The organism is Pirellulales bacterium, from assembly GCA_035499655.1.
Classification (GTDB): Bacteria; Planctomycetota; Planctomycetia; order Pirellulales; family JADZDJ01; genus DATJYL01.
Genome location: DATJYL010000056.1, coordinates 29,604 through 47,811, shown reverse-complemented (window position 1 = coordinate 47,811; position 18,208 = coordinate 29,604). Strand labels below are relative to the sequence as shown.

Sequence of the window (18,208 nt, the reverse complement as noted above, 5' to 3'; positions counted from 1 at the left end):
AAGCGCGGGGGCGTGCCCCGCAGATGGATCTTCCATATTCTGTTTACTGTTTTGCATCGCCGCGGGCGAAAATGCTGGCGACGTAGTTTAAGACGTCGGTGGCGCTTTCCTGGTCGTAGCCAAAATCGCGGATTAAGCGGCTTTTGACCACGTCGATTTTGGCTTGGGTGTCGGCATCGACGACGTTGGAAACCAGGCTGGTGAGCTTGATGGTGTCCTTTTGATCTTCGAATAGCTTCAGTTCCAGCGCGCGGTGGAGACGTTCGTTGCTTTTGTAATCGAAAGTGCGGCCGTCGATGAGCAGCGCGCCGATGTAGTTCATGATTTCGCGGCGGAAATCATCCTTACGGCTGTCGGGGATGTCAATTTTATCTTCGATGGAACGCATCAGCCGTTCGTCGGGTTCCTCGTATTGGCCGGTAAACTTGTTGCGGACTTTTTCGCGCTGCGTGTAGGCTTTGACATTGTCGATGTAGTTGGAGCAGAGGCGCTTGAGGGCATCTTCGTCGGCGGCGATGGCCCGTTGCACTTCGTTCTTCACGATGTTGGTGTATTCCTGCTTGACCACGCCAATGAGTTCGCGGTAGTGATTGCGCGTTTCCTCGTTGGTGATGAGGCTGTGGTGTTTCAGGCCCGATTCCAACTCGTTGAGCACCATGAATGGGTTAACGCTGGTGGCCTCGGGGTGGGAGACCAAGGCGTTGGAAATTTTGTCTTGGACATAACGGGGCGAAATGCCGAGCATGCCTTCGCTGGCGGCTTGTTCGCGCAGTTCTTTCACGTTGTCTTCGGTGAAGCCGGGGAGCGTTTTCCCGTTGTAAAGTTTGAGCTTTTGCAACAGAGAAAGGTTCGCATTTTTGGGTTCTTCCAGCCGCGTGAGAATGGCCCACATGGCGGCGATTTCGATGGTGTGGGGAGAGATGTGCTTGCCCAGCACTTTTTGCTTGTTGTAATCTTTCTCGTAAATTTTGATTTCGTCGGTCAGCGTGGTGACGTAGGGAACGTCGATTTTCACGGTGCGGTCGCGGAGCGCCTCCATGAACTCGTTATTTTGCAAACGGCGATATTCCGGCTCGTTGGTGTGGCCGACGATGACTTCGTCGATGTCGGTTTGCGCGAATTTCTTGGGCTTGACTTTGTGTTCCTGGCTGGCGCCCAGCAGGTCGTAGAGGAACGCCACGTCTAGCTTGAGTACTTCGACAAATTCGATGATGCCGCGATTGGCGATGTTGAATTCGCCATCGAAATTGAAGGCGCGTGGGTCGCTGTCGCTGCCGTACTGTGCGATTTTGCGATAATTGACGTCGCCGGTGAGCTCGGTGCTATCTTGATTTTTTTCGTCCTTGGGTTGGAACGTGCCGATGCCCAACCGATCTTGCTCGCTCAGGATGAGCCGCTTGACGCGGACGTCGGCAATGACGCGGGTCCAATCGCCGTCGTAGCGTTTGAGGCGTTCGCCATAAACATAGCGGCAGAAGGGGCACAGCTCGCCCTGGATGCGGACTTGGAAATCGTGCGGGGCGCGCTTGGCATTCAGGCGTGTTTGAATTTCGTCGCGGAAGCGTGACGGAATTAGGTGCAGTGGCTCCTCGTGCATCGGGCACCAATGCACCTGATCGGGATCTTCCAGATCGACCCAGCCCAGCGTGTAGAGGGCGCCATCGTCCCCCTGCGAGTAACGCTCCAGGCCTTTTTTCAACAACCGAGCGATGGTGCTTTTGCTGCTTCCGACGGGGCCGTGTAACAAGAGGACCCGCTTTTCGATACCGTAGCCTTGGGCCGCACTTTTGAAGGCATTGACCAATTGCGTGAGGGCTTGATCTAGCCCGAACACGGCGTCGCGGCCGCCGAAATCGGGGTCGCCGAAAAACTTGTAGTGGAGGCGTTTTTCGCGGGCGACCTCATAGGTTTCGGTGCCGTAGGAAAGGATCATGTCGTACACGCGTTGGAAGGCATTGCGTGTAACACGGCCATCCTGAGAAACGACATCAAGATATTGGTCGAAAGTCCCTTCCCAGTTTTTTTTACGAAATTGGTCCAGGTCTTGTCGTTGTCCAATCAGAGAAACAAGTTCGCGGCCGCCGGTCATGGCAAGTCCTCCGCGTCGGGAGTTCGGGAGTCAGGGATTCATGGGCGCTATGGTCAAAGGGAATATCTACAGGTCATATGGCCCTACGCGCAGGCAAAAGCCCGGAACTCCAGTGGTGGTGTTTCGCGCAGCATGTAAGCTAAGTACGGCTACCAACGAAACGCCTAGGAACTCGCAGAGCCTCTGCAAGCGTAAGAGAGGGTTGCAAAAGAGCAGGATGAGTGGTGTCGAGGCGGTGGACTGGCGGGAGCCTACTTCTCGTTCGTGGCAGACCAGCAAATAGTTGGGCGGCTGGCATGCTCTGTGCCCACTATCCTAAGTATTTCCACAAACCCCGATTGAATCAATAGCAGTTTTTGGGCCAAATGGCGGCAAAGCGAAAAAATGGCAGCAGCAAAAGCGGAATGGAGGCTGGACCAGCCCGATGCGCTAGGTCAACAAGCGTTCGACGCTTTCCATGAGCCGGTCCATGGCGAACGGCTTGCGGATGTAATCGTCGACGCCCAGCATCTCCGCATAGGCCTTGTGGCGGCTGCCTTCGTTGGCGGTAATCATAATGATCCGCAGCGGCACGGGCCGGGTGCGGCGGAGTTTTTCGAGGACCAAAAATCCGCTGCGTTTGGGCATCATCATGTCGAGAATCACCAAATCGGGATCCTCCCGTTCGCACAGGACTAAGCCTTGATTGCCATCACGAGCAACCATTACCTGGTAGCCGTGGGCTTCCAATGCCATTCGCATCGATTCCACAATTTCCTGATCGTCGTCGACCAGTAAAATTCGCTTGGTTGATGAGGCGACTTTGGCTGTAGCGGCTGTTTGTGGGGCGACTCGTTGCGGTCCATCCGGTTGATGTTTGGCGGCCGATTTTTGCGAGGGGGCTTTAGGCTGAGCGGTTTTTGTTTTGCCGGCTTCCGTCATGGAAAGGTCCTTGAAGCAGATGGCTTTCGCCAGAGGCAAGTGAGCCAAAGTTTACACCCCGCCCTAGCGGCGTGGATCCAGAGCCGCAACATGTTGGGGAGGGAGAACGGGCAGAAATGAATTTAGCGATACGATATGCCTATCGCGCCGTGGCTGGAAATGCAAGCCGCCAATTGGTTTTTGGCGGTTTAGGAAAGATTAGGTAGATGGCGAGCCCGTTTTGCCTTGGATCAACGATCTCATTCGTACAGGCTGAGCCGCATTAGTTTCCAGAAATAAGGACGAGCGGATATTCAGGCTCGTCTTTGACCGAGGGTCACTGTTGTTTGAGCCAGACGTTCAACATGCGACCGCTTCCTGGAAAGGTCGTGAAATCCGTTGGCCGAGGCTGACCCGGCGGGGCAAAGCAAACCATTTGGATGTTCCCAGTCACGCTATAAATTCCCAAGCACATTTGTCCCGCGTTGGGACCGGTGAGCGGGACGTAATTGATTTGTCTGGGCCAGGTCATTTGGAACAGGGCGAAACCGCCTAAAGTGGCGGAAGGCGTATTAGGCGCCAAAAGGTAACGATCGTTATTCATTTCCAGTCGAACGCTTGCGCCGGGGAGGAAACTGGAGCCTTCCCATTCGGCGTAGTACAGCGTCCACGTGCCCTGCAATTTTAGAAAATCGTTTTCCAATTCATCAGCGGCAGCCCGGTTGATGAGTAATGCTGCCGCCGCCAAAACCACCAACGACGTTATGATTTGTAATCGCTGCATGGAGCAGTTCCCTTAAACAGATAGGCAACACGGTCCGAACGGCGTTCGGTACTATGGAAAGTCTAGCATGCGCTGAGTGCCAGCGGCGGCCGCTGGTTTGATCGATTAGAGACGATGCTATGCGCGGCGGAAAGTGATTGGCTCAATAAAGGCCTCTCCAGAGATTAAGCCGCACTTTCAGCACTTCCTTCAGCACTTCAAGGTAGGCTCGGGGCGTTACCTTGGAATGCGGATCGTTGGTCCAACGGATAGGGCACTCGGCAATTTTGTAGCCTCGGTGTTGTGCGATGGCCAAAAGTTCCACGTCGAAGCCCCAACGGTCGATCGTCAGCAAGGAGAAAAGGTTTTCTGCCGCTTCAGCACGGAACGCTTTGAAACCTGCCTGCGTGTCCTTAATGCCCGGGACCGCCCAAAACCGGATCCATCGATTCCCGAGCTTTCCCAACCATTCCTTCCCGCGCGGTTGGTGAACGAGAACATTGGCGCCTGAGACGGCGCGCGAGCCGATGACCATGTCGGTTCCCGTTTCCAGTAGCGTGAGAAACTGGGCGATGTGATCAATGGCTGTGGAGTTGTCGGCATCCATAAACAGACGGTACTTTCCGCTGGTGTGCAGCATGCCATAACGGACTGCATATCCCTTGCCCCGATTTTGCTGGTATTGCAGCAATTGGAACCGGGCATCCAATGCGCGGACATCGGTCACGACCCGCGCGGTTTGATCAGTGGAGCCATCGTCCACGACGACTACTTCCCAGGAGTACGCTTGGCGATTGAGAAAATTTCCGACCGCTGCCAAGGTTTCAGCCAAACGCGCTTCCTCGTTAAACGCCGGGATAACGACGGACAAGAAAATCGCGGGATTTGTCTGTGGCATGAGCGAAGGGCTGGTTAAGAATGTGGCGGCGAATTAACCTGACGCCTCCGGGAGTGGGAAGATCGAATTTCGGACAGTGATTTTCCCGATCGACACCGTCGAGCCATGTTCAAGCAGTCTCTCTAGCTTTATTGACAATCGGCGGTGATGCAAGACAGGATGAATGTTTAAGGCCATGGTTTATGCCGAGCGTCTGTTTCCATGAACAACGACCCACAATCGTCGCCACGTTGGGTTCATGCTTTATTGCACAGTCTGTGGCCGGTGGCTCTGCTTTTGGGTTGCCATCTGTGGTTGGGGTTGAGCGCTGCCCATCGCAAAACGCTCACCTTTGACGAAGGCTTGCATTTAGCGGCTGGAGAAAGTTATTGGGTGGCCAACGATTACCGTTTAAATGCTGAAAGCGGCAACTGGCCGCAGCGTTGGGCCGCCGTGCCGGTTTGGTTAGAGGGGAATCGATTTCCGCCGGCTGACGATTCCGCTTGGATAAACGGCATGCGGTACGATTTTTCCAACGAATTTTTGTACGCTTCCGGCAACGACGCCGACAGCCTGATTTTTCAAGGCAGGGTGATGATTGGCTTGTTGAGCGCCGCACTGGGAGCGGTGGTGTATTTTTGGTCGCGACAGTTGTTTGGCGTAATCGGCGGTTTGATCAGCCTGTCGCTGTACGCTTTCTCGCCGACGATGCTGGGCAACGGCTGGTTGGTGACGTCGGATTTGGCGGGAGCCTTGTTTTTTACGGCTGCCAGCTGGTCTTTGTGGACCTTCTTGCAGCGTGTTTCTCCCTTTACTGTGGCGATCAGCAGCTTCACGCTGGCCGGGCTAGTGTTGTCGAAGTTTTCCGGCGTGCTGATCGTGCCGATGGGCTTGCTGCTGTTGGGCGTGCGGCTGTGCAACTCGAAGCCCCTGGTTGTGGCCTTGGGGGGGCGGTATGCAATTCGCGGCCGGCTGAAGCAACTGGCGGTGCTAGCCGGCGCGATGCTACTCCAACTGTTGGTGGTCGATCTTTTGATTTGGGCCTCCTACGGCTTTCGATATGCCACGTTGAACCCTAGTGCTAGGCAAGAAGTTCCCTTTACCACGGCCTGGGAGTATTTTGCAGACCATTTGGGCATGGTTCGGCCGGTCGTCGAATTCATCGGCGAGCGCCACTGGCTGCCGGAGCCTTTTTTGTACGGCTTTTCCTATACGCTTTCGACCACCGAAGCCCGGCGCGCGTTTTTGAACGGTGAATTTGGGACTCACGGCTGGCTCGGCTTCTTTCCGTATTGTCTGGCCGTGAAAACGCGTTTGGAAGTGTTTGTGATATTGCTGTTGGGGGCGGCGGGAGCCTGGTTCTGGCGGGGAACGAGCGGCCGCGACGGTAGGCTGTCTTCTACAAATCCTGGAAGCGGCCATCTGTATTCGTTGACGCCGCTGTGGGTGTTGCTGGCGGTGTACTGGATGTTTTCGCTGACCAGTCATTTGAACATTGGACAGCGGCATTTGTTGCCCACCTATCCGCCGATGTTTATTTTGGCCGGGGCCGCGGCATGCTGGTTTCGGGCGTGGCCTAAGTCCTTGGCAAACCAGCCCAGGGAGACAGGCCGTAAAGCCGTTGATGTTGCGCCGTCGTCGCCGAGCTTCTCTCATCAAGTGCTGTGGGGGGCCCGAGTCTTGCTGGCTGGTTCCTTAGTGCTGGCCATGCTCGAGGGCCTGTGGATGTGGCCGGACTATTTGGCGTATTTCAACGTGTTGGCCGGCGGGCCGGCGCAAGGCTACAAGCATTTGGTCGACAGTTCGCTCGATTGGGGTCAAGATTTGAAAGAGCTAAAGCGTTGGCTGGATGCGCATCCGGATGATACCCATGATCCCCGACGCGTTTACCTGTCGTATTTCGGAGAGGCTTCTTCCACGTATTACGGGATTGATGCGATCAGGCTGCCTGGGTTCATCGACGTACCAGCGCCCGGCGTTCCCAAACCGCTGGCTGGCGGCGCCTATTGCATTAGCGCCACCATGCTTGAAGGCGTTTATTTTAAGTTTCCCGGAAAATGGAATGCACGATACGAAGATTTGTATCAACAGCTTAGTAAGGCAGTACTCGCCTATCGGCAAGCAGGCGGGAATGCGGATGCGATTCAGCAGATTACGTCGAGCATTGGTGCGCCAAGCATGGATCAGGTTTGCCAGCTGTATGAGCAATTGCAGATGGCACGGCTGTGCGCGTTTTTGCGGCAACGGGAACCCGACGATAATGTGGGTCACTCGATTCTGATCTATCGCCTCAGTGATGCCGAAATTCAAAAAGCGCTAGAAGGGGCGCCCGTCGAATTATTGCCCGATTGCGAACCGGAAGCGAAAGCAAGTTTGCCAATACGAACCATGAATTAGCAGCGCAAGGTAGTTTTGGATTACGAACGGAACGAACGACTGAGCTTGATCCTGCGCATGTGTTATTTTCGCCGCAAAGCGAACGACATGTAATGAATGCCGGACTCGTCATCGGTGACCATGGCGCCTTCGGGGGCCAAATAGCGCGAAATCACGTCCCACGGCGGCAGCGGGTTTTGATCTAACCCCTGGTTGAGCACACTGAAAAACAGGCTGTTTCCTGCCCGTTTTTGAAGAGTCTGGCGGGCATCGTCAGAAGCGGCCAGATCGTACAAATACTTCAGGCCGGATCCAGATTGGTTAAAACTGAGCATGCCCGGCTTGTCGCCGCCCGGCTGCCGAGAGACTTTGGAGGCGATAAGTTTGAAGTCGAGCGAAGAAGCCAGATCGTTTTCGACCTCATCGCGGTGCGAAAAAATGTGTTCTAAAATGCCAGCCCGATCGCTGATCAGCAGCCAATCGTCCAGAATCGCCATGCAGGGGACGGGGCGGGTTTCGTCTTCGCGGCGCCGGGGACCATCAAAGGCAAGGAATAGTAGATCGAAATAAGTTGGACCGTTGGTTTCGTAATAGTCGATGCCGGCGAAAGCTTTCTTGTCTAATCGCGGTCCTAAATTGGTGATAAGTTTTTGATAGATATCGTTGAAGGCCTTGGGATCGCGCAGCTGCAAGGCGAATAAGTTATGCGCACCAATGCCGGGCTTGGCAGGCTGTTCGAACCATGTAGAGTGCAAAAATCGGCCGGTGAGAGCGGGCAGCAATTCGTGTTCAAAGTCAATTCCCGTCCGACGCTGCACGCGGTCGTTGATTTTTTTCGCCGTTGCGCCGGGTCCGTTAAAGGTATCGGCCAGCTTGGTCCCCTTGTCGAAAGTCTGTTGCAAGTTCCAATGGAGGGATGAAAAGCTGGCAGTGTCGCCGGGCACCCAAGTCGGCGGCGTATCGTCGCCAGAATCAAGCGCAAGGAGCTCCAGCACGCCGGAACGAGGATAGCCCAGGGCCAGATAGAATTGCGAGATGCCGTCGAAATCTTCCGTGGCCAGAACGAAGCTTCCTCCCACGCCTTTGATTCCATCCAATCCAATGGTTGGTAGAATGGACAAAGCCAATTGTGCCGCGGCATCGGTTTTGGCAATTTCCGAGAAAATAGCAATGGGGTCCGCAAAAAACGTGAGGTGTGGCTCTTCGTCTTTGGTGCCCCGACAATGGTTCATGACTTCTGCGAACCGTGGGTTTTCCGCCAAGCAATCTTCATTGTTGGTGGTCCAGCGCGACAGCAACTGTTTGGCGACATCTAAATTCGTGCAAAACACCAGGGTGTTGTCACGCTCCACCGATACCAGCGACGGAGAGTCGCCGCCGTGTTCGTAAATCGAGATGACAAATCCATCGACACTTTCCTGCCTTCCTACGTAGCCGTTGTGTTCCAGTGCGGTGTGAATGGTATCGGTGAATTTGCGGGCCGATTCAATACTGTTGCCGCAATCGACCAAGGCAGCGAATCCGAAAGGTTTCGATGGGCCCTCGGAAATAGGTTTTCCGGTAGGCAACATGGCCAGCGTAATTTCTCCCTGAGGAATGTGTGCAATTTCGTCCAGGGATAGCCCGGTGCTCTCCTTCACTTGGGTCAGGGCATTGTTGGCGGCTTCGTACAGCTTGGTGACAAAGGGCTGAATTTGAGGGTCGGCAATCATTCGCCCCAAGTTGGTTTGCTGGAATGCCTCGACTAACTCAGGAACGCTGGCCACATGCACGTAGGCCAGCGTGTTCTTTGGCAACAGCTTTTCTGCTGACACATGCTGGGCCTGGGCGGAAGACACGCCCAACGCTGACAGCAGCAGGACAAACATCCACCACAACACGCTGGAAAAGTGACGCTGGTGACAGTCGGATTTGGCGTTCACCAGGGTCGCCGGAAGGCATTCGATTTTATCTGGCCCCATTTTTCGATCCTTTGTCGGGCGTTCTTTGTTGAATGTGTAGGGTTGAATAAGGAAGGAAAGACGCATGGCAAATGCATCGATGATGCTCGGTCAGAGCGGCATCGGTAGCAGAATAAGGTCTGGTTTTTGAACCAATGTAACCCAGCATTGTACCTGACTTAACTGGCCGATGTTTCAGTCGGAGTAACGCGCTGACAGCAGTTCGCATGTCGCACGCAAGAATTGCGATATTTGCCGACTTTCTACGGAAATTTTTTTTCGCATTCTTATTAAAATACCCATTTCAACACTGATTTCAAACTGTAGCGGTTTTCCGAACGATTTCTTGGAGATTTGGGAAGGTTATTCCGATTATTCGCATTGCGCAGAGTTTGCGGGCGCTACCGGGCTGCGTTCCCTGCTTTCCTGCGGTGCATTGATCCTTACGGACTTCGACCCAAGGCAAAGTTTTATCCCCCCCAAGCATGAACAGCCCACAATTCACCAACCGCTTTGTATTGATTTGGAGCTTGGCCTTCCTGGCGATCCTGCTATGCGGTCGCAGGTCCCATGGGCAAGCGCCTGCGCCGCCTCTGCAAACGTCGGGGGCAACCAATCCCGGCCGAAGCGATCAGGACGAGGTGGTTCGGGCGTATACGGTAGTTCCACCCGCCACATTAGAGCAGGTGTGCCAGCAGTTGACGAAACGATTTCCGGCTTCGACGGGAGTGCGCATCTCGCCGGATGAACGCACTTCTCAAATTCTTGTGGTTGCCCCGGCGGCAATTCAGGAGCAAGTTGGCGCGTTGCTGCAAGGGGATCCCCCGGCAACGGACGCCGCACCCAAGACAGAACAGACCGCACCGAATGCTACAACACGCGGGCCGAAAGTCGTGCCACTCAGCCATCTTGGCTGGCGCGAATTTGAAGCATCGTTAAACGGCATCTTTGGCAAGCCGCTGCCGGTAACCCTGGAACACGGTGGCGATTGGGCGCGCTACGTGTTAGAAACCCGTGGTGGCCGTGTCGACCTGATCGTGGATCGAAAAGCCGGGCAGGTGGCGTTGGAAGGTCCCGTGAAGTTGGCCGACGCCTGGGCGCGAATCGTGCAGTCGCTCGACAATCATCCGCAGCAGGCCAACGACGATACTCGGGTGGTGACGTTAAACGCGGCCAAAACGTCCGACGTGATCAAGGCGCTTTCCGTATTGCGAGAGAACAACTCCACGGCCAGCAGTGAGCCCCGGGCCGCCGGCACAGCAAGCCAACCCCTGCAAAATGGCGATAGCGCTGCCGCTGGTCGGTTTATCAACATGATTTTTCAGCCGAAGCAAGAGGGAAATCAGGCCGATGCGGGCTCTTCTTCGGCGCAAGCCAATGCGCCTTCGCAGCAGGTTGCTCAGGCGCCAACACCGCCGCTAGCGCAAAATCCAAACGAAAATCAAAATCCACAGGATCAAAATCAAGCGCCGCCGGCTTCCCCGGAACCGGGCGGAGAATTGATTGGCCCAGTGCAGATTGAATTCCTGGAAGGGCTGGATGCGATTGTGGTTCGTGGCAATCCGCGCGACGTGGAGCGCGTGATGCAAATCATCAATCAAATCGAGCAGTTGAGCACGGTCACGCAACCACGGATCGAAATTTATCCGTTGAAGTTTGTCAACGGCCAAACGCTGTACAATCTGATCCAATCGATTTACAGCCAAACCCTGGCAGTAAGACAAGGCCCCGTTAGCATTACGCCGCTGGTTAAGCCGAACAGCCTGTTGCTGATTGGTCGCGACGAAGCGGTGCAAAGCGTCATCGACTTGATTAAGCGGCTGGATCAGCCGGTGAATCCGTCGGCGCTGTTTCAGGTGTTTCCACTGAAGCACGCTTCGGCCACAGCCGCTCAGCAGACCGTAAACCAATTTTTTGTGGCCCGGGGCGGTCTGGGGGGCACGGCATCGGTCGTGGCGGATTTCCGCAGCAATTCGCTGATTGTTCAAGCCAGTCCGCGCGATCTGCAGGAAGTCGAAGCGCTGTTGAAAAAACTCGACACGAACAGCAGCCCAGCGGTCAACGAGCTGCGGATTTTCCCGTTGAAAAATTCGGTGGCGGAAGAATTGGCCCAAGTGCTGGAAACGGCGATTAATCCGCAGGCACAGGGCGCGGGCGCGCGAGGGCAACAAAATGGCCAGCAAGGATTTCCCGGAACGGCCGGCGGCGCGAACAACTTTGGCGGCGCCGGCGGATTCGGCGCCGGAGGGGCCAATGGATTTGGCGGCGCGGGAGCACCAGGCGGCGGGTTTGGCGGCGGCGGATTCCCGGGCGCTGCTGGCGGCGCGGGAGCTGCAGGGGGTGGATTTGGCGGCGCGGCGGGCGCTGCGAATCAGCAGCAAAATCAGCAGCAAAATCAACAGCGCTCGTCCGTGTTGCACTTTGAAATGATCGACGGGGCAACCAAACAAGCCTTCAGCTCCGGGATTTTAAGCGATGTGCATATCACGGCCGATTCGCGAGCCAATACGCTGTTGGTTTCCGCACCGTCGGACAGCATGGAATTGATTGCGGCGTTGATTCGACAGTTAGATCAAATGCCTTCGTCGGAATCGCAGATTAAAGTGTTCGAAATCAGAAACGGCGACGCCGTCAATTTAATTCAAATGTTGGAAACGCTGTTTGGCCAAACGGTGCGGACCACCACCACGACCGGCGGGGGCGGCGCCGGCGGCATAAATCAAGGCGGAGCGATTGAAGTCGAAAACATTTTGGTCCCGGTGCGGTTTTCCGCCGACGAGCGCACGAACAGCATTATTGCGTCGGGCTCCGCCAGCGATTTGGCGGTGGTCGAAGCCATTTTGCTGCGGCTGGACGAAAGCGATGTGCGCTTGCGGAAAACGACAATTTACCGTTTGAAAAACGTGGCGGCAGTGAACGTGGCTAACTCCATCACCACGTTTTTAACGCAGCAGCGGACGTTGAACCAAGAATTCCAACAGCAAGGGGCCACCAATCCATTTTCGGAAATCGACCAGGAAGTGATTGTGGTGGCCGAACCGACCAGCAACAGCCTGATTATCAGCGCCACGCCGCGCTATTACGACGAAATTATGAAGGTCGTCGAGCAAATCGATAAACGCCCGCCGATGGTCATGATTCAAGTGCTGATTGCGGAAGTCACGCTCAACAACACCGACGAATTCGGCGTGGAGTTGGGTTTGCAAGATTCTGTGTTATTCGATCGCAGCCTGGTGGGCGCCACGAATTTCATTACGCGCAGCGTAACCACCACGACCGTGGCGGGAACGCAAGTGACGAGCGACACGATTGTGGGCGCGGATAACAATCCTGGCTTCAATTTCAACAACACCAATGCCTTGGGAAATAGCGCCAGCGATGCCGCGTTAGCCAATCCAGGTGCAGTGGGTGCGCAGGGACTCACAAATTTGGGTTTGGGCCGGGCCAACAGCCAATTGGGTTACGGTGGTTTGGTGCTTTCGGCCAGCAGCGACAGCGTGAGTGCTTTGTTGCGAGCCCTGTCGGAATGCCGCCGGACCGACATCCTGAGCCGCCCGCAAATTATGACGCTGGATAATCAGCCTGCGTTCTTGCAAGTTGGTCAGCAAGTGCCGCGAGTAACTAGCTCCTCGGTCACGGCCACCGGCACCATCAATACCGTGACGCTTGACAACGTGGGCATCATTTTGGAAGTTCAGCCGCGCGTGAGCCCGGACAACTTAATCGTGATGTCGATCGACGCGGAAAAATCGTCGTTGGGTCCGGAAGATCAGGGCATCCCCATTTCGATTAACACCAACGGGCAAGTGATTCGCTCGCCGTTTTACAACACGACATTGGCGCAAACAACTGTGCAGGCGGTGGAAGGACAAACCATTGTTCTGGCCGGGTTGATCACCAGTGAAAAAGACCAAGATCACCGGCGAGTGCCGTATCTTTCCAACATTCCGCTATTAGGTAATTTATTCCGCTACGATTTGGTCAATCAACAGCGCACCGAATTGTTGATTGTGCTGACGCCGCACGTGGTGCGCAACGAGGACGACGCCGACCGCATCAAGCAGGCGGAAGCGGCCCGCATGAGTTGGTGCCTGGGCGACGTTATCAAGTTAAACGGCCCCTCCGGCTTACGAACCCGGAAGGATGATTTCAGCGACAGCGAAACCACGGTGGTTTATCCCGAGTTGCACCCGGACGGCAGTCCGATGGGACCTGATTTGCCCAAGACCGGGAACGAGGAACTGCCGGCTCCTTCGGTCCTGCCGTCCAAGCCTAAGACTCCGCCGCAGCAGCCGACGCCAGCGAAGTCTGAATAGTGCGGTCCACCGGGTGATTATCCCGCGGCAACAAAAGTTTTTTGAGAAAAAGTCGGTTGATGTGTGAAGTCAAAGATCGAGGTACATTATGAAAAGCCATCACCACTTGCTCGCGAACATGGCCCTGTTGGCGCTCCCGTTAGCCGTGGCCATGTTGTCTGGCTGCGCCACAGAGTTTGATCTCAGCAAGGGCATTCCCTGGGAGATTGGCAAAGACGGCAAGTTTGATACGCCCATGCAGGTAGTTGCCTTCTGGTCTGATGCGGTTCAAACCCAACCCGACAAACCCAAGGGCATTCGCGGCTTTGGCGGTCGGCTGTATTTTTACGGCAAAGACCCGAACAAGCCGGTCAGAGTTAAGGGCACGCTGGTGATCTACGCCTTCGACGAAACCAATCGTGATCCCAAAAATGTCATTCCCGACAAGAAATACATTTTCACCCCCGACCAGTTTCAAAAGAAATACAGTAAAAGCTCATTGGGCGATTCGTACAGCATTTGGCTGCCGTGGGACGAAGTCGGCGGGCTCCAGAAGCAAATTAGTCTGGTGGTGCGGTTCACGGGTGAAAAAGGTGAAATGATTACCAGCGACGAGGGGCATCAATTGTTGCCTGGAATCACGCCCGAAAAGCCAGCCCTGCCGGCTGAACAGAATGCCGCTGCGCAAACCGCGGCTGTCACGCTGAGTGGCCAGCCGGTTGTCTTGCCGACGGTGCCACAACTGCCGCTGGGGGTTGCAGGGCCTGTTTCGGCAGCGGTGCAAGGGGTCGGTTACCAACAAGTGGCTGCGGTTCCGGGGCAGTCGCAAATGTTCAGCGTGATGCAGACCTCCAATACCTCCGGAGTTGCTCGTACCGCTGTGGCGGGCGCCGAAGACCAAAACGGGGTGATCGATGTTTCCACGGCGCCCGATGGCCGCATGAAAACGACGACCATCAGCATACCGCAAGTGCCACGGCCGCGATTTGCTGTTCCAACGGCAGGCGGCATGGCGGCTGCCCCATTTGGCGCCACCGCTTTCACTCCTGGCGTGGTTCAGCAAGCGGCTCCTGTTGCCCTGCCGATGCAAAATCAAATGTCCGGGCAGAGCCAAATGCCTGTGCAGAACCAAATGCCGGTGCAGGTGCAAATGCCCATGCAGGGGCCGGCCAACAATCAGGGTCAGATGATTGTGCCTGGTCAGATGCCTTCGGCTTACCAGGGCTTTCCGGGACAAAATGGAAACATCAACCCTACGGCGCCGGCAATGTCGGGAGTGATGAACTCGACGGCGTCGAATGGTTTTCCGGGGTCGGCAGATTATCAGACTGCAAACGCAGTTCGTTCCGGATTTGATAAACCCCGGGTTCTAGGAGCGCCAATTGCGCGGCTAGATCCCGATCGTGCTCAGTGGCCACTGACCCGCGGAGAACAGCCGTCGACCCTTGCATCTGCACCGCAATTGGCCCCAGCGCAGTGATGCCGCGCGATTTGGAAAGTTCGGTTGACAACTTCTGGCCTAATTGCGAATTCGCCGGCGCGGGATAGCTGAAAGCGACGGTGTAATTGGTGGGCATTGTGGCGCCGATGCTGCCGCGATTGTTGCCGCCTTGCCCGCCGAAATTCTGGTTCATGCGATTGCGGTTGTTTTGCATGCCGAATTGGCCGATTCCGCCAAGGGCGCCGCCCAGTCCTCCGTTCATGCCGTTTTGACCGGTGGTTAAACCGGGGATTTGGCCGACGAAACTGCCGCTGTTGGCGCCGACAAACTCCTGAGCTTGGAAATTGCCGCCTTGGGTTCCGACGGAAGTGAGATTGTTAAATCCAATGCCGCGCCCGGTGCCGAAGGCGGAAGTTGAGCCGTTCATCGAGCCAAAACCATTCGAACCGCCCATTAATCCGGCGCCGGCGCCAATGGTTCGCTGTCCGAAGGCGCCGCCGCTGGAAGTCATGCTGCCGGTGACTCCGCCACCCCCCATGCTGCCAAAGCTGGAGCCGCCCGTTCCGCCATATCCCGTTCCCATGCCGCCCCCATATTGGGCGCAGGCAATTCTACTGCTTAGCAAGCAGCCAGCCCCGACGAGAAAAATCAAAGATAAAGAAGCTTTACTCATGACAGAAATTATAGCGTTCCAATGACCGGCCGCAATGCTGAAGCTATTTAAGGGGTGTTTCCGGAGGTCTAAAACCTCCTTTGCGCTGTATCTGTCGGGTGAGTTTGTCAACATAAATAAAACAACAGGCGCTAGGACAAGTAGCGCGACAAAATCGTCTTATTCGGCAATCTCGAATGTTTGGAAGCCGGTCAGCGGTCGGTTAGAGACATTTCCTGCCTGCGGCAATCGCTGCCGGCGCCATTCACTGCGAAGCATTATCCAGCGGCGCGGCATCCTCTGCCGGCACGGCGGTTCCCTCCCGTAGATTATCGCCGATGAAAACCTGCACGAGTTTTCCCTCGGTGGTGATCACGGCGTCACGGACGCCAATTTTTAGCACTTTGCACTTCACGTTGCCCACGGTGAATTCTTCTCCCTCGTGCAGTTTGAGCAGCTCGCCCGTCGTTTTCACCAACACCCAAACTTGCGGTTGATCGTCCTGCTCGACGATGCCTGTGACCGTGGCGAACTTGGCCACGTCGATAGGCGGCGAACTCCTTGGACGTGTTGGCTCCGCGCGTTGACGCGGGGGCACGTACTCGGAAAACAAATTTCGATCATCAATGGCTTTTTCGTAGGTTTTGACGTCGCCCAGCGCTAGTTGGTTCAGCTTCTCGTTGCTGAGCTTGTCTTTCCGGTCAGCGCCGGGCAGCAGCAGCGCTTCGATGTCGATCGTGACGTCCAGCGCTTTGCCATCGGCATGGGGCTTAATCATCAACTGGCGAATTTTGTGAAGTTGATTCGAAGAGTAAAATCGGTACAGGAAATCCACGACTTGCTTCATCGAGATGTCCGCATCGGCTTTGATTTGAAAGTCGTACTTCTCAAAGGTGGCGGTGTGACCGACTGTCGTCTGCAGTTGCACGGTGGCCGATTCAAGCTGCGCATCGTCGACGAGTTTCATCAACCAACTTTGATATAATGACGGCGCTATCTTCGTATCGCTGGGAAGCGAGATGCTTTCCCAGTTTTTCATTTTCTTTTGTGCGCGGTTGCCGGCGTCGATTTTGGCTTGGTTATCAGCAATGGTCTGATTCCACCTGTCGATTTGCTTTTCACGGTCGCTAAACTTGCCGGCGACGGTCTCATACAGGTAGTACACTGCCAGCAAGCCCACCACGGCTGCCAAACCAACGGCCAATTTTTTTTCGCGAGGATTCATGGCGAGCCGGCCTCCGTGGTTTTGGGAGGCAGTGGCGCGGCGGCCTGCGGCGCTTCCGGTGCTGTTTTCTCTGGGACCGTCGTCTTCGATGCCGCGGCCGAAGCGGGCGATTTGGCGGGCACGGCGGTTGAAACCGGATTGATGCGGATATCGGCTTTCACCGTCCAGGGATAATCTTTCCGTTGACGATCGTCTTCCTCAGCGCTTTTGGGCGTAACTTCGTGCTGCTCGTCGCGCAGAGATTGCGGCAAATGCTCGACGACGCTGGTATCGCGGGCGCGTCCTTCTAAGTGGATGTTGCTGATGTTTTTTAAGTTGTCATTGGGCGTGGTTATCGACGTGAGCATGAATTCCTGGGCCGGTGGCGCTTTGGAAGCCAAACGAGCAATTTCGTCCAGCCAATTGACGTTGCCGCCGATCCATTTTTCCACTTCCGCGGTTTTTTTGATGATTTCGTCAGCATGCTTTAGGTCCGGATTCATCTGTTTCGCCTGCTCGGCAAGCGCTGTAATCTCCCCGTTCATGCTGTTTAGTTTCAGCCAAATCAACAACACGCCGATGGCCACCAATGCTCCCGCCGCAACGCCCGCAATGGTCCACTCTCGCCGTCGGTTTGGCGCTTCGGGCCTGCGGCGCGGGTTGAGAAAGTCGATGGTGGCGATGCCCGGGGCATCCTCGTCCAGCAGCATGCCGACCAGCGGAGCGAATCGGCTGGGATGTTCCGGCATGTTCCGCCGCAAATCGCCCCCCAGCGTGCAGCAGGTTAAGGGGTTGAAGACTTCGGCAGGAAGTTCCAATTCCCGACCGATTTCCCGCGCCAATACTCCCTGGGCCGAACCCTCGCCGCACAAAAATACTTCTTCGATGTGTTGTCCATGCAGGCGCGCATGAACGGCGGCAATGGTCCGCCGGATTTCCGGCAACATGGTGCGAACCGGGTCGGTTTGGAAGGCCTCCAACGGCAGCCGCGCCGTGCGCATGAATACGACCGAATCGCCCGCCAGAACCGTTAGGTCGGCTTCTTGGGCGAGCAAATCGACCAACAGCCGCAATTTTCCTTCACTGCCGGGACGGGCGCGCGACAGCAGCGAAGCCGCTGCACAGGGACGCAAAATCAAGCGTGCCGGCTTTAAGTCGGCGGCCTGGCAGGTGATTTGGATTTCGCCCACCAGTTCCGGCGAAATGGCAGCCGCCAACACGGTGAGGGCTTCGCCCGATTCGCTCGGCAAGGGAATGAAATCCAAGGGCCAGTCGTCGGTCAGCGTGTTAAATTCGCGTTCCGCCTGGAAGCGCACTAACTCCGGCAGTTCTTCCGGCGGAGCGGGAGGCAACGTGAGATTTTTCAATTCGATGTTTGCGCGCCCGACTGCCACCAAAGTTTTTCCATGGTGGATTCCGCGGGCGGCCAGTGCCTCGCTGATTCGCCGTCCGATCGCGCCCAGGTCATGCTCGCCGCTCAACGACAATGGACCGGCCGTTTCGGAGAGCGGGGTTCCGAGCGGGCGGTAAATGCCCGGCAGCGAAACCGCAAACGCTTGCTCCAACACCACGCTGCCGCGGCGTAGGTCGGCCACGGCCACTCGGGCTTCAGCATCGTCCCATTCAAGTGCAAGAAGTTGAGCCATGGCGTGGAGATGTGTAGTTTCTTGG

Annotated in this window: 11 protein-coding genes; 4 read left to right on the top strand and 7 right to left on the bottom strand. The window is 55.9% G+C overall.

The window, feature by feature from the left end; genetic code table 11:
• Positions 1-43: 43 nt before the first annotated feature.
• From VMJ32_03820 to VMJ32_03805, 4 genes are all read right to left on the bottom strand, one after another.
• Positions 44-2,089, bottom strand: coding sequence for a serine protein kinase (locus tag VMJ32_03820; protein HTQ38128.1), 2,046 nt, complete (start codon positions 2,087-2,089; stop codon positions 44-46).
• A gap of 429 nt (positions 2,090-2,518) precedes the next feature.
• Positions 2,519-3,010 carry a response regulator gene (locus tag VMJ32_03815; GenBank protein ID HTQ38127.1) on the bottom strand — a complete coding sequence of 164 codons (492 nt, stop codon included), beginning with the start codon at positions 3,008-3,010 and terminating at the stop codon, positions 2,519-2,521.
• A gap of 316 nt (positions 3,011-3,326) precedes the next feature.
• Positions 3,327-3,773 carry a TIGR03067 domain-containing protein gene (locus tag VMJ32_03810; GenBank protein ID HTQ38126.1) on the bottom strand — a complete coding sequence of 149 codons (447 nt, stop codon included), beginning with the start codon at positions 3,771-3,773 and terminating at the stop codon, positions 3,327-3,329.
• A gap of 142 nt (positions 3,774-3,915) precedes the next feature.
• Positions 3,916-4,650 (bottom strand): dolichyl-phosphate beta-glucosyltransferase, encoded by a 735-nt coding sequence (locus VMJ32_03805; protein HTQ38125.1) that lies wholly within the window; start codon positions 4,648-4,650, stop codon positions 3,916-3,918.
• Positions 4,651-4,851: 201 nt separating this feature from the next.
• Between VMJ32_03805 and VMJ32_03800 the strand changes: the two genes are divergently transcribed.
• Positions 4,852-7,026: a hypothetical protein gene (locus tag VMJ32_03800; protein ID HTQ38124.1), complete on the top strand. Its 2,175-nt coding sequence runs from the start codon at positions 4,852-4,854 to the stop codon at positions 7,024-7,026.
• 62 nt (positions 7,027-7,088) lie between these two features.
• Here VMJ32_03800 and VMJ32_03795 read toward each other — a convergent pair whose 3' ends face one another.
• Positions 7,089-9,032 carry a hypothetical protein gene (locus VMJ32_03795; GenBank protein ID HTQ38123.1) on the bottom strand — a complete coding sequence of 648 codons (1,944 nt, stop codon included), beginning with the start codon at positions 9,030-9,032 and terminating at the stop codon, positions 7,089-7,091.
• 398 nt (positions 9,033-9,430) lie between these two features.
• Here VMJ32_03795 and VMJ32_03790 point away from each other — a divergent pair, with 398 nt between their 5' ends.
• From VMJ32_03790 to VMJ32_03780, 3 genes are all read left to right on the top strand, one after another.
• On the top strand, positions 9,431-13,261 hold the full coding sequence (locus VMJ32_03790; protein HTQ38122.1) for a secretin N-terminal domain-containing protein: 3,831 nt from the start codon (positions 9,431-9,433) through the stop codon (positions 13,259-13,261).
• A gap of 88 nt (positions 13,262-13,349) precedes the next feature.
• The gene (locus VMJ32_03785) at positions 13,350-14,720 is read left to right on the top strand and encodes a hypothetical protein (protein HTQ38121.1); all 1,371 of its coding nucleotides are present in this window, start codon (positions 13,350-13,352) and stop codon (positions 14,718-14,720) included.
• Between the two features lie 347 nt (positions 14,721-15,067).
• Entirely contained in the window at positions 15,068-15,379 is a 312-nt protein-coding gene (locus VMJ32_03780; GenBank protein HTQ38120.1) for a hypothetical protein, read from the top strand.
• A gap of 219 nt (positions 15,380-15,598) precedes the next feature.
• Here VMJ32_03780 and VMJ32_03775 read toward each other — a convergent pair whose 3' ends face one another.
• Both VMJ32_03775 and VMJ32_03770 read right to left on the bottom strand, forming a co-directional pair.
• Positions 15,599-16,558, bottom strand: a complete 960-nt coding sequence (locus tag VMJ32_03775; GenBank protein HTQ38119.1) for a hypothetical protein — start codon at positions 16,556-16,558, stop codon at positions 15,599-15,601.
• Entirely contained in the window at positions 16,555-18,183 is a 1,629-nt protein-coding gene (locus VMJ32_03770) for a hypothetical protein (GenBank protein HTQ38118.1), read from the bottom strand. The genes VMJ32_03775 and VMJ32_03770 overlap by 4 nt, the downstream gene beginning before the upstream one ends.
• Positions 18,184-18,208: the final 25 nt, after the last annotated feature.

Excerpts from the sequence above, each read along its gene's own strand:
- VMJ32_03820 (HTQ38128.1), bottom strand. The coding sequence starts at position 2,089 with ATGACCGGCGGCCGCGAACTTGTTTCTCTGATTGGACAACGACAAGAC.
- VMJ32_03815 (HTQ38127.1), bottom strand. The coding sequence starts at position 3,010 with ATGACGGAAGCCGGCAAAACAAAAACCGCTCAGCCTAAAGCCCCCTCG.
- VMJ32_03810 (HTQ38126.1), bottom strand. The coding sequence starts at position 3,773 with ATGCAGCGATTACAAATCATAACGTCGTTGGTGGTTTTGGCGGCGGCA.
- VMJ32_03805 (HTQ38125.1), bottom strand. The coding sequence starts at position 4,650 with ATGCCACAGACAAATCCCGCGATTTTCTTGTCCGTCGTTATCCCGGCG.
- VMJ32_03800 (HTQ38124.1), top strand. The coding sequence starts at position 4,852 with ATGAACAACGACCCACAATCGTCGCCACGTTGGGTTCATGCTTTATTG.
- VMJ32_03795 (HTQ38123.1), bottom strand. The coding sequence starts at position 9,032 with ATGCGTCTTTCCTTCCTTATTCAACCCTACACATTCAACAAAGAACGC.
- VMJ32_03790 (HTQ38122.1), top strand. The coding sequence starts at position 9,431 with ATGAACAGCCCACAATTCACCAACCGCTTTGTATTGATTTGGAGCTTG.
- VMJ32_03785 (HTQ38121.1), top strand. The coding sequence starts at position 13,350 with ATGAAAAGCCATCACCACTTGCTCGCGAACATGGCCCTGTTGGCGCTC.
- VMJ32_03780 (HTQ38120.1), top strand. The coding sequence starts at position 15,068 with ATGCCGCGCCCGGTGCCGAAGGCGGAAGTTGAGCCGTTCATCGAGCCA.
- VMJ32_03775 (HTQ38119.1), bottom strand. The coding sequence starts at position 16,558 with ATGAATCCTCGCGAAAAAAAATTGGCCGTTGGTTTGGCAGCCGTGGTG.
- VMJ32_03770 (HTQ38118.1), bottom strand. The coding sequence starts at position 18,183 with ATGGCTCAACTTCTTGCACTTGAATGGGACGATGCTGAAGCCCGAGTG.